Source organism: Dechloromonas denitrificans, assembly GCF_020510665.1.
Taxonomy (GTDB): domain Bacteria; phylum Pseudomonadota; class Gammaproteobacteria; order Burkholderiales; family Rhodocyclaceae; genus Azonexus; species Azonexus denitrificans_B.
Genome location: NZ_CP075187.1, coordinates 744193 through 756303 on the forward strand (window position 1 = coordinate 744193; position 12111 = coordinate 756303).

General features: G+C 59.7%; 10 protein-coding genes. 7 read left to right on the forward strand and 3 right to left on the reverse strand.

What is annotated here, in order from left to right; translation table 11 throughout:
* From KI614_RS03535 to KI614_RS03550, 4 genes are read left to right on the forward strand one after another with little or no spacing between them, the layout of a single operon-like run.
* On the forward strand, positions 1–699 hold the full coding sequence (locus tag KI614_RS03535) for an aldehyde dehydrogenase family protein (protein ID WP_226407934.1): 699 nt from the start codon (positions 1–3) through the stop codon (positions 697–699).
* A complete protein-coding gene (locus KI614_RS03540) occupies positions 699–1655 on the forward strand; it encodes a D-2-hydroxyacid dehydrogenase (RefSeq protein WP_226407936.1) in 957 nt (318 codons plus the stop codon). The genes KI614_RS03535 and KI614_RS03540 overlap by 1 nt, the downstream gene beginning before the upstream one ends.
* A complete protein-coding gene (locus KI614_RS03545) occupies positions 1652–2302 on the forward strand; it encodes a LutC/YkgG family protein (RefSeq protein WP_226407938.1) in 651 nt (216 codons plus the stop codon). The genes KI614_RS03540 and KI614_RS03545 overlap by 4 nt, the downstream gene beginning before the upstream one ends.
* Positions 2299–2514, forward strand: a complete 216-nt coding sequence (locus KI614_RS03550) for an RNA-binding S4 domain-containing protein (protein ID WP_203468722.1) — start codon at positions 2299–2301, stop codon at positions 2512–2514. Before KI614_RS03545 ends, KI614_RS03550 begins: the two co-directional genes overlap by 4 nt.
* Positions 2515–2557: 43 nt before the next feature.
* Here KI614_RS03550 and KI614_RS03555 read toward each other — a convergent pair whose 3' ends face one another.
* Positions 2558–5695 (reverse strand): EAL domain-containing protein, encoded by a 3138-nt coding sequence (locus KI614_RS03555; RefSeq protein WP_226407941.1) that lies wholly within the window; start codon positions 5693–5695, stop codon positions 2558–2560.
* 295 nt (positions 5696–5990) lie between these two features.
* Entirely contained in the window at positions 5991–7403 is a 1413-nt protein-coding gene (ccoG, locus tag KI614_RS03560) for a cytochrome c oxidase accessory protein CcoG (protein ID WP_226407943.1), read from the reverse strand.
* 340 nt (positions 7404–7743) lie between these two features.
* On the opposite strand from ccoG, the gene KI614_RS03565 reads away from it, so the two are divergent.
* Both KI614_RS03565 and KI614_RS03570 read left to right on the forward strand, forming a co-directional pair.
* The gene (locus tag KI614_RS03565) at positions 7744–9084 is read left to right on the forward strand and encodes a sigma-54 interaction domain-containing protein (RefSeq protein WP_226407945.1); all 1341 of its coding nucleotides are present in this window, start codon (positions 7744–7746) and stop codon (positions 9082–9084) included.
* Positions 9081–9971: a LysR family transcriptional regulator gene (locus tag KI614_RS03570; protein WP_226407947.1), complete on the forward strand. Its 891-nt coding sequence runs from the start codon at positions 9081–9083 to the stop codon at positions 9969–9971. The genes KI614_RS03565 and KI614_RS03570 overlap by 4 nt, the downstream gene beginning before the upstream one ends.
* Before the next feature lie 18 nt (positions 9972–9989).
* On the opposite strand, the gene KI614_RS03575 is transcribed toward KI614_RS03570, so the two are convergent.
* Positions 9990–10922, reverse strand: coding sequence for a LysR family transcriptional regulator (locus KI614_RS03575; RefSeq protein ID WP_226407949.1), 933 nt, complete (start codon positions 10920–10922; stop codon positions 9990–9992).
* A 100-nt stretch (positions 10923–11022) separates the two neighbouring features.
* On the opposite strand from KI614_RS03575, the gene KI614_RS03580 reads away from it, so the two are divergent.
* A complete protein-coding gene (locus KI614_RS03580; protein WP_226407950.1) occupies positions 11023–12111 on the forward strand; it encodes a tartrate dehydrogenase in 1089 nt (362 codons plus the stop codon).

Below are 12111 nucleotides of genomic sequence, written 5' to 3' on the forward strand. Positions count from 1 at the left end.
ATGGATTTTTCTCCCGAAGGCCCGAAGGCCATTCCCTTGTGGATCAACGGTCACGCATTCCTGACCGCCGGCGACCGCTTTTATGAAGTCAGCAATCCGGCGACCGGCGAAGCCATCCGCCGGGTGCCGCTATCCGGCGCTGCCGAAGCCGCCGAAGCTGCGGGTGCGGCGCTTGCGGCGCAGTCGGCCTGGGCCGACATGGGGCTGCAGGCACGGCGGGTTTGCCTGGCCAGGCTGGCTGATGAGCTCGATCATTACCGTGGGCACTTTGCCAAGCTCCTGCTCGCCGAGTCGGGGCTGGATGAAGCGGCGGCAAGCGCCGAAGTCGTTGCTGCGGTCGACGCCTTGCGCGGGGCCAGTGTGGGCGAAACCGGCGTGATCGGGCTGGTGCTCGATGCGACGCAGCCGCTGGCCAACTTTGCCCGAGCCGCTGCGCCGGCATTGATGGCTGGTGCGACCATCGTCGTCAAGCCAAGCCCGAAAGCGCCTTCGGCCATTTTTGCCTTGTGCGAACTGTCGTCGCGCGCCGAATGGCCGGCCGGCGTTCTCAACCTGGTGCATGGCGATACGGCGGCCATTGAAGGGCTGTGTGCCTCGACAGTCGATCGCCTGGTTTATGTCGGCCACGCCGCCCTGGGCGAGCAGATTGCGACGATTGCGGCCGCTGCCGGCAAGACCTTCTGCGCCCAGGCCGACTGATGCAGCGCATCGTTTACCTCGATCGCGCCTCGATCCCGGTCGAGGTTTTTCGTCCGGCCTTCAACTGTGACTGGGTGGAGTATCCGAAAACGGTGGTTGCGGATGTCGTTGCGCGTCTGGCCGGGGCAACGATTGCCATCACCAACAAGGTGCCGATCGATGCTGCTGCGGTCGACGCGCTGCCTGAGCTGAAAATGATCGCGGTCGCGGCAACCGGGGCCAATCACATCGATCTGGATGCCTGCCGGCGTCGCGGCATCGTCGTTTCAAATATTCGTGGTTATGCCGAGCACACGGTGCCTGAGCATGTTTTTGCGCTGCTCCTGGCCTTGTCGCGCAATCTTCTGGCCTGGCGCGCGACGCTGCAGGCCGGTGCCTGGCAGCAGTCCGAACAGTTCTGCCTGTTCAACCATCCGATCCAGGATTTGCATGGTGCAACGCTGGGGCTGGTCGGCAGTGGCAGTCTGGGCAACGGCGTTGCCCGTTTGGCCGAAGCTTTCGGCATGCGTGTCCTGCGGGCCGAGCGCAAAGGGGCGATACAGGTGCGCCCCGGTTATACCGCCTTCGCCACGGTGCTGGCCGAGGCCGATGCGCTTTCACTGCACTGCCCGTTAACGGCGGAAACCAGCGGCCTGATTGCGGCGGCCGAGTTGCAGGCGATGAAATCTTCGGCCATCTTGATCAATACTGCACGCGGCGGGCTGGTCGATGAAGCCGCCCTGATTCAGGCCTTGCGTGAAGGCTGGATTGCCGGAGCCGGGTTTGATGTGGTGACGGCCGAACCGCCGCCGGTCGGGCATCCGATGTTGTCTCCCGAATTGCTGGCCTTGCCCAATTTCATGTTGACGCCGCATGTCGCCTGGTCGAGCCAGCCGGCGATGCGGGCGCTGGCCGATCAGTTGATTGCCAATCTTGAAGCTTTTGTTGCGGGCCAGCCGCAAAACCAGCTCGCATGAGCGCCCGCGACGAAATTCTCCAGCGCGTTCGGGCCGGTGTCGGCAAGCCCGACTTTGCTGCGCGCCGCGCAGCGGCCGAGGCACGCTTGAGCCATCCGGTGCGAGGTCCGCAGCCGGTGGTCGGCGATCAGTTGGCCAGCCGTTTTCGGGCTCGGGCCGAAAGCCTGTCGAGTACTGTCGGGCAGGTTGCTGCTCTGGCTGATGTGCCGGCTGCCGTGGCTGCGTTCTTGCAAGCCGGGCAGCTTGGCTGCGCGGCCGTGGCGACCGATGATGTGGCTGCGCTCGCCTGGGCCGGGGCTGGGCTGGACGTTGTCGCCCGTGCTGCGGTCGACGCCGATCCGGTCGGGATTTCCGGCTGTTTTTGTGCGATAGCCGAAACCGGAACGCTGATGCTGCTGTCCAGTCCGCGAACGCCGGCCACGGTCAGTCTGCTGCCGGAAACACACATTGCCCTGGTCCCGGTCGGGCGCATCGTTGCAACGATGGAGGACGCCTTTGCGTTGCTGCGTCGGGAGTCCGCCGGTACGCCGCGTGCGATCAATTTCATCTCCGGGCCGTCACGGACCGGAGATATAGAACAAACCATCGTACTCGGCGCACACGGCCCATGCCGGGTACATCTGATTCTTGTAGAGGAAACACCATGAGCGCCACTTTTGCCGTCCGCGGCGAATATATCCAGCTTGATCAATTGCTCAAGGCGACCGGTATGTGCGAATCGGGCGGTGCCGCCCATGCGGCGATTGCCGAAGGACTGGTTGAAGTCGATGGCGCGGTCGACAGTCGTAAACGGGCTAAATTGCGTCCCGGTCAGACGGTCTGTTTTGCCGGTGAAAGCGTCGTCCTGGTCGCTGAGTAACTTTCTCTCCGCAAAGCGCGACAGGTCCGTACGGGCCTGCCGCTCAGAGGCTATCCTGTGACCAGCTGGCCGGTTGTTTCCAGTTGGTGATCCACTCGGCGAGCGCCTGCATCGGCATCGGACGGGCGATGCCGTAGCCTTGTGCCAGTTGGCAACCCAGCTTGAGCAATGCGTCGCCGTGCTCGATGGTTTCGACGCCTTCGGCAATCACGGTTCGATTGAAGGCTTCGGCGAGGCCGATTACCCCTTTGACGATTGCCAGGTTTTCCTGATCGTGCAGCATGTTGCGAACGAAGGACTGGTCGATTTTCAGCGTGTTGGCCGGCAGATGCTTGAGATAGAGCAGCGAAGAGTAGCCGGTGCCGAAATCGTCCAGGGCAAATGAGACGCCCATGCGCCGACACGCCGCGATGACTTCGGCCACGTGCTCGGTATCGTGCAAAGCAGCAGTTTCGAGAATTTCGAGTTCAATCAGGTGGGCCGGCAGGTCCGGGTAGGCCGATATTTGTCCGGCCAGGCGCTGGGCAAAGTCCGGCAACTGCAGGTGGCGCGGCGAGATGTTGATGCTGATGCTCAACTCGATGCCTTGCGCAAGCCAATCGTTCAGGTCGCGCAGCGCTTGGTCGATGACCCATTCGCCGAGGGCGATCGACAGGTCGGTGCCCTCGATACCGGGCAGGAAATTACCTGGCATGACCAGCCCTTTTTCCGGATGACGCCAACGGATCAGTGCTTCGGCACCCACGACAAGACCGTGCCGCATATCGACCTTGGGCTGGTAGTGCAGTTCGAATTCGCGCTGGAGCAGGGCTTGTCCCAGACGGTCGATGGCTGAGCGTTCGGCACGCGCGGCCAGGTCTTTTTGCGGGTCGAACATGAAATAGCGATTGCCGCCGCTTTGCTTGGCGATGTACATCGCCTGGTCGGCATGGCGCAGCAGCAAGTCGGGATCTGCGCCATCATCCGGGTAGATCGTGATCCCGATACTGGCCGAAATGCGCGCTATTTCGTCATTCAGGATGTAGGGCTGGCTGGTGCTGAAAATGATGCGACGCATCGCTTCGATGCATTCATCGATGCTGCCCAGTTCATTGAGCAAGATGACGAATTCGTCGCCGCCCAGTCGGGCCAGGGTGTCGGTCTGGCGCAACTCGGTTCGCATCCGGTTGGAAAACTCGATCAGCAACTGGTCGCCGGCGGCGTGCCCGAGTTTGTCGTTGACCTGTTTGAAACCATCGAGGTCGAGCAGGCCGACTGCCAGCAGATGCTTGTTGCGCTGCGCCTGGGCAATCGACATGTGCAGTCGGTCGCTGAGCAGGGTGCGGTTCGGCAGGCCGGTCAATGGATCGTAGTGCGCCAGGTGTTCGAGCCGTTGCTCGTGCTCCTTCTGGATCGTGATGTCGGCAAAGATGCCGACATAGTTGTTGAGCGAACCATCCGGGCCGAAGACGGAGGAAATGGTCAGTAATTCGGCATACAACTCGCCGCCCTTTTTCCTGTTCCAGACCTCGCCTTGCCAGTAGCCGTTGGTATTCAGTTCGCTCCACATCGTCCGGTAAAACTCGACATTCTGGTGCGGTGACTTGAGCATGTTCGGGGTGTGGCCAATGACATCGCTGCGGCTGTAGCCGGTGATGGCGCAGAAGGCTTCATTGACGTTGATGATCACATTGTTGGCATCGGTGATCATGATGCCTTCGTGGGTGTGTGAGAAAACGCTGGCAACGAGGCGTAGTTGTTCCGCCGCCTGATGGCGTTCGGAAACATCGAAGCAAGTGCCGAGATAGCCGATGAATTGCCCGTTAACGTCGTGGAAGGGGCGTCCGATGTCGGTGATCCAGCGGTATTCGCCATCGTGACGGCGCAGGCGGTATTCCATCGAAAAATTCTGGCGATGATGAAACGCGCCAAGGTAAATATCGATGCAGCGCTGGATATCGTCCGGATGAACCCCGTCGGCCCAGCCGTCACCCATTTCCTGCTCCATCGTCCGGCCGGTGAACTCCAGCCAGGTGCGGTTGAAATAGTCGCATTTGGCATCCAGCCCGGCTCGCCAGATGAGGGCGGGGAAGCTCTCCAGAACGGACAGGTAAAAGTCGCGCGATGCGGCCAGTTGCCGTTCACTGCGGGCCAGTTCGGCGGTCCGTTCGAGTACGCGGTTTTCCAGTCCGTCCCTGGCCTGGCGCAGGTCGGCATCAGCTTTTTCCCAGCGCCGTGTTGCAATGGTGGCTACGGTTAGTCCGATACCGCCGGTCAGCAGCAGGATCAGGGCGACCATCAGCACACTGTCGCGAACCGCATCGGCATGTTCGGCGATGACGCTGTCGAGGCGGCGTTGCAAGAGCAGGCTCCAGCCGCGGTCGAGGTGTTCGACGAAGCTCAGCCATTCGACGCCGTTTTCGTCGGTCCAGCGACTGAAATGATTCTCGCCCGGCCTTTCCTCGGCGAGCGACAGCATCGGGTGCCGGTAACGGACCAACTGGCTTTCAGGGCCGACCTGATTGGCATCCGTGTGAGCGATCAGTTTGCCCTGGCGGTCGATCAGCAGTCCGACATCGAAGGGGGCGATTTGCTCCGGGCTGACCAGCGCCGACAGTTTGTTGAGCAGGACGACGGCGCCAAGGTGGGCATAAATTTCCCCCTGGGCGTCGAGCAAGGGAATATCCACCACGACGGCCATCTTGCCGTCGGCGCCGATCAGGCTATCGGAAATGGCCGGTTGTTTCGTCTGCTGCGCTTCCTGAAAGTAGGCGCGGTCAGACAAATTGTATTTTTTGAGCGATTTCTGCACGCTGAATGGGTGCGACAGGTAGTGATCGCCGTTCGGCAGCAAAATGAAAACAGCCGAAATACCCCGGCTGTTCTTGAGCAGAATATCGAGCGTCTTGCGTTTGTCGGCTTCCAGGTAGGGCGGGATACCGTTGAGTGTGCGGTCGATGCGGTCGACTGATTCAAGATGGGCAAATTGCCGGAGCTGTGCCGTATAGCCGAGCACGGCACGGGCTTCATCGATCTTGTCCTGCATCGCCTCGGCAATGGCGTGAACCAGTGCCTTGTGCTCGATTGGCCAGCGTTCGACCGCCAGTTTCCTGTGCGAGTGCTCAAGAAAAATGGCAATCGTGACCAGCGCGATAAGCGCAGGCAATACGAACGAAAGCAGAATCTTCTGCTTTTGTGTCATCAATCCTCCGGGTGTGGTCGGTAATATTTTTTACCTTGTGGAGGAAATGATAAATCAATTCACCGCTTCTTGTTTTGATGTGCCCTAGGCTTTTGAAACACTGTGTCTTTGGCGTGCGTTTGAATTTGTATTGGTCTTGTAAATATTCATCAAGTAAGGCTTTTGCTTGCTTTTGAGTCGCATTGTTTCGATAGGGTGATTTCTGGTGAATAAAAAGGGCGGGAGATAAAACTCCCGCCCTTCAGACTGCTGACAAAGCCTCCAAGCGATTGGGGGCTTTATTTTTTATAATTGCTTAAGGCAGCATGAACGATGCTTTTTCCCTGACGCGAATGTCCTTGTCTTCCTGCGCCACGATCTCGAAGTGAATCTGGTTGGCGCCCTTCTTGCCAGCCTCCGGCGCGGTACGAACGACGGTCATGAAGGATTGCAATGTCGCGGCCGGTACTTCGACTTCATTGGCGCCATCGATTTCGATCTCAGGGAGACCGTCGACCGTAACTTTGTAGCGATGCGCCTGTTCTTCTGTATTCATGATCTGCAATGTGAATACATTCTCGATGCGGCCGTCGTCCGCTTCGCGGGCGAGACTTGAGCGGTCGCGGATAATGTCGACCTTGAGCGGGATGCGATGCACCAGGAACCAGGCGCTCAAGCCGGTGATCAGCGCCAGGATGGCGGTGTACAGCAGGATGCGCGGACGGATGATGTGGCTGAAAATATCCTTGCGCGTCATGTGCTTGGCCATGGCGTTTTCGGTCGAGTAGCGCACCAGACCTCGCGGCAGACCGACTTTGTCCATCACCTGATCGCAAACGTCGATACAGGCGGCGCAGCCGATGCACTCGTACTGCAGGCCGTTCCGGATGTCGATGCCGGTCGGGCAGACGACAACGCACTGGCCGCAATCGACGCAGTCACCCAGTCCGGCGGCTTTGGCGTCGACGCCTTTCTTGCGTGCGCCACGGGTTTCGCCGCGCTCCGGGTCGTAGGTGATGATCAGTGTGTCCGGGTCGAACATCACGCTCTGGAAGCGGGCGTAGGGACACATGTGCTTGCAGACCTGCTCGCGCATGAAACCAGCCATCAGGTAGGTGAAGCCGCCGTAGAAAAAGATCCAGAAAGTCTCCCATGGCCCGAGATTCCAGGTCATGAACGATTCGGTCAGTTCCTTGACCGGCGTGAAGTAGCCCACCAGGGTGAAGCCGGTGATCAATGAAAAGAGTAGCCACAACCCGTGCTTGGTGATGCGCAGACGTAGTTTGCGGGCATCCATCGGGGCTTTGTCGAGCTTCAGGCGGGCATTGCGGTCGCCTTCAACCCAGTTTTCGATCCACATGAAAATCTGGGTATAGACCGTCTGCGGACAGGCGTAGCCACAAAACAGGCGTCCGGCAATGGCGGTGACCAGGAACAGGGCATAAGCCGAGACAATGAGCAAGGCAGCCAGGTAAATCACATCCTGCGGCCAGAAAACCATGCCGAAGATGTAGAACTTGCGTTCAACCATGTGCAGCAGGAGGGCCTGGCGGCCATTCCATTCAAGCCACAGGCCGCCGTAGAAGAGAATCTGGGTGAACAGGACAAGGGCGATCCGCCAGTTGTCGAAATAGCCTCGGACTCCCTTGGCCTGGATTTTTTTGCGTTTTTCGTAGAACGAGACTTTTACAGGCGTCTCGGGGGTGGGGCTGACTGGGGGCTGGCTCATTGATCCTCTGTTCGTCAAAAGCAAAAAGTCGGAAACCGGGTGTCTGGCATGAATCAGTCGGGCTGCATAAGCAGGCCTGCGGGGCTTACTATAAATCGAATGCCGCCCGGCTGTTTCAGATTTTCCAGTACCGGCTTTTCCGGCCGGAGAGCGGCCTGCCAAGCCGGTATTTTCCCGGTTTCCTGAGCATCATGTATCAAGATGCGTGCCTGAATTAGTTCGGATGAATTAGTCTTTTCTGATCAATGCCTTGTCGTATTTTGTCGGTGGTGGGCTTGGTGTTCTTCGGGGCTTTCTGTCAATATTGGCAAAATTCCTTGGCTTTGATGACAAAAATGGCATGGCAGCACATTTTCTCAGCGAACTGATTTCATTCCTCGATGGCTTGCCTGAGCCGCGCATCGTGATGAACGCCGATTACCGGATCATTGCGGCAAATGCAGCGTATATCCGCGAGTTTGGTGCCGGGAAAAGCATCACCGGACGCTGCTGTTACGAGGTTTCCCATCACTTTGATGTGCCCTGCGATCAGGCCGGTGAGTCGTGTCCGCTGAAGCTGAGTCTGGAGGCCGGCGCACCGCAGCGTGTCCTGCATCTGCATCACACCCCGCGCGGCGAGGAGCATGTCGATGTCCAGACCACGCCGATTCGGGATGGTGCCGGGCAGATCGCCTATTTCGTCGAAACCATGCGTGTCGTTCGCCAGGCCAGCAGCCGGCCGGCAGCACAAGGTCTGGTCGGGCGTTCGCCGGCGTTCATCGGGATGCTTGAGAAAGTCCTGCGTGTTGCCAATTCGAATGCCGCCGTCCTCCTGCTTGGGGAAACCGGCACCGGCAAGGAACTGGTCGCCCACGCCATTCACGAGGCCAGTGCTCGCGAAGATGGGCCGTTTGTTGCGGTCGACTGTGCCGGCATGACGGAAACGCTTTTTGAAAGCGAGTTGTTTGGCTACGAAAAAGGCGCGTTTACTGGCGCGACCCATCGTAAGCAAGGGCTGGTTGAGGCCGCCAGCGGCGGCACGCTGTTTCTCGATGAAATCGGTGAGTTGCCGCTCGCCTTGCAGGTCAAGTTGTTGCGTCTGCTGGAGACCGGGACCTATCGTCGGGTCGGCGGGCTGGATTGGCTGCCGGTCGATTTCCGGTTGATTGCGGCGACGCACCGTGATTTGCGGGCGATGGTGCAGGCTGAAAGTTTTCGCCGCGATCTTTATTTCCGGATCAATACCTTCCCGATCCGGACACCGGCGCTGCACGAACGGGCCAGCGACATTCCGCTGCTTGCTGCATCGCTGCTTGAGCGGGTCGACCGCAAGACCGGCCGGCACTTCTCGCCAGCGGCATTGGATTGGTTGAGTACCCGACGCTACGCCGGGAATATTCGTGAGTTACGCAACCTGATCGAGCGCGCCACGTTGATGGCTGACGGTGACACGGTCGACCTGCCGCATTTGTCCGAAATGGATGATGATGTGCCGGCGGTTTTGCCAGCCAGTGGCGATGTCTTCCAGTTGGAACAGGTCGTTGCGCTGGCCGATCTTGAACGGCGCTACCTGGCGTGGGCCAAGGCCCGGCCTGGTTTTGAGCTGCCCACGCTGGCCGAACAGCTGGGGGTTAGCCAGCGGACGCTTTACCGGAAGCTGCAGGGAGCGGCGGGGCAGGCAAGTCAAAGAGGCGCGTCATGAATCTTGGCGATCTTGAGGTTTTTGTTCGCGCGGCAGATAGCGGCAGTCTTTCGGCCGCAGCGCGCTTCCTCGATCTTTCTCCCGCCGTGGCCAGCGCTGCGTTGAAGCGTCTGGAAGCGTCGGTCGGCGTCGTGCTGTTGTTGCGCTCGACACGCAGCCTGCGTCTGAGCAACGAGGGTGAACGCTTTCTGCCCGCCGCTCGTTTGGCACTGAATGAACTGCGCAACGCCCGGGATCAGTTGTCCGGTGCCCGGCAAGTGATTCGCGACAGCCTGCAAATTTCGCTGCCTTCCGATCTGGGGCGCAATCTGATGCTGGCCTGGCTGGACGAGTTCGTGTTGCACTATCCCGAAGTCAGTTTGCGGCTCAATTTTTCCGACCGGTTGGCGGATATCTATCGCCAGCCGGTTGATTTGGCGATTCGCTATGGTATCCCGGTCGACTCTGCGCTGGTAGCCGTTCCCTTGCTGCACGACAATCGGCGTGTCCTTTGCGCAGCCCCGGCCTATGTCGCCGCGCATGGCGACTTGTCGTCCCCGCTCGACTTGCCTGCGCACAACTGCCTGCGCTTCCGGCTGGCCGATGAGCTGCACGAACATTGGTCATTCAGTCGTGGGGATGAAAAAATCAATGTGGCGGTCAGCGGCAACCGGCTGGCCGACGATGGCGACGTCGTTCGTCGCTGGGCTTTATCCGGTCAAGGAATTGCCTACAAGTCGCGCCTTGACGTGGCGCCGGACCTCGCCGCCGGCCGCCTGGTCGAGCTTTGCCCGGCATGGCAGGGCGAATTGGCGCCACTGTCGCTGGTCTGCGCCGACCGCCGCCAGCTTTCGCCAACCGTGGTTTTGCTGCGCGAGCATTTGCGACATTGCTGCCAGTCGGTTTGAGGCAGTGCTGCGGCCCGCTCAGTTCGCTGGCTCGCCTGGCGAGCCTTCATTCATGCCGGTCTGCGCAAACCATTGTTCGAGAAATTCAACGCAGACCTTGACCTTGGCCGAGACCGAGAGTCGCGATGGATAGACCGCCCAGACGTCGGCCTGCTGGAAATAGCGGGGCAAGACCGGCAGCAGTAGGCCGGCTTCGATTTCACGGCGGATATCCCAAGTCGACCGCAGGATGATGCCGTGCCCATCGATTGCCCACTGGCGGACAATTTCGCCATTGTTGGCAGACAGCGGGCCGCTCACCTTGATGGCAACCGGACCGTCCGGCCCCTCCAGTTCCCAGCGCCCGAAATCCTGGTCGCGTTCGCGGATCGGAATGCAGCGGTGGGTTTTCAGGTCATCCAGCGATTGCGGCGTGCCGAAGTGTCCGAGATAGGCCGGTGAGGCGCACAGTACCCGCTGGTTTCGGGCAATCCGGCGTTTGATGACATTGCCTTCGCGGACCTGGCCGATCCGGATGTCGAGCTGAAAACCTTCATCGACCAGGTCGACCGGGCGATCAAAGAGCTCAAGCTGGATTTCTAATTGCGGGAATTGCCTGGCCAGTTGCGAAAGTGCCGGCGCCAGGCGACTACGTCCGAAACCGGTGCTGCTGCAAATTCGCAGCAGCCCGCTCGGTGCGGCCTTCTCGCGCGAAATGGCCTCGCCCATCAGGTCGACATCTTCCTGGATGCGCTGGGCCCATTGATGAACGATTTCACCCTGCGCGGTCAGTGAAACATTGCGCGTCGTGCGGTGGAACAGCCGCTCCTGGACCGCAGCTTCAAGCAGGGCGATGCGCTTGCTGATGACGGCCTTGGAAACGCCCAGTTCGCGGGCTGTTTCGGCGAAGCTGCGGTTACGAGCAACCACACAGAGCAGGCGGAGATCGTCGAGTTGAGGTTTTGTGTTCACGAATCGTATCCACAGAATTCACATTGGTGCTAATTGTAAATATTTTCGTGGCCTATAAGCTGGCTGGCACACAGTTTTGCTTAGGGCGAAGGAAATCGACATGCAGCACAAAATCGCGGTGATCGCCGGTGACGGTATCGGTCAGGAAGTCATGCCCGAAGGGCTGCGCGTCCTCCAGGGGGCGGCCCGAAAGTTCGCAATCGATCTGGAGTTCACGACGTTCGAATGGGCCAACTGCGACTATTACCTGCAGCACGGCAAGATGATGCCGGACGACTGGTTCGAGCAGTTGAAAGGCTTCGATGCCATTTATTTCGGCGCAGTCGGCTGGCCGGCTACCGTGCCTGATCATATTTCACTGTGGGGCTCGCTGATCAAGTTCCGGCGCGACTTCGACCAGTACGTCAATCTGCGTCCGGTGCGCCTGATGCCGGGAGTGCCTTGTCCGTTGGCCAACAAGAAGGTGGGTGACATCGATTTCTTCGTCGTTCGGGAGAATACCGAAGGCGAGTATTCCTCGGTCGGCGGCCGTCTGTTTGAAGGGACGGAGCGCGAGACTGTTTTGCAGGAGTCGATTTTCACCCGTAAGGGTGTCGACCGCATCCTTCGCTTCGCCTTTGATCTGGCGCAGTCGCGCCCCAAGAAACACCTGACCTCGGCGACCAAGTCGAACGGCATCGCCATCAGCATGCCCTACTGGGATGAGCGGGTCGAAACGATGGCCAAGGACTATGCCGATGTGCGTTGGGATAAATATCACATCGATATCCTGACGGCCCGCTTCGTGCTGAGTCCCGAGCGCTTCGATGTCGTTGTCGCCTCGAACCTGTTCGGCGACATCCTGTCCGATCTGGGGCCGGCTTGTACCGGGACCATCGGTATTGCACCGTCGGCCAACCTTAATCCGGAGCGGACTTTTCCGTCGCTGTTCGAACCGGTGCACGGTTCGGCGCCGGATATCTCCGGGCAGGGAATTGCCAATCCGATCGCCATGATCTGGTCCGGTGCGCTGATGCTCGATTTTCTCGGTAACGGCGATGTTCGCTACAAGGCCGCTCACGATGCGATGGTCAAGGCGATCGAAACTGTCCTGGTCGACGGCCCACGAACCCCGGATATGGGTGGCACGGCGAGTACCGCCGAAGCGGGGCAGGCAATTGCCCGGGCGCTGGAATCTCTTGTCCCCTGA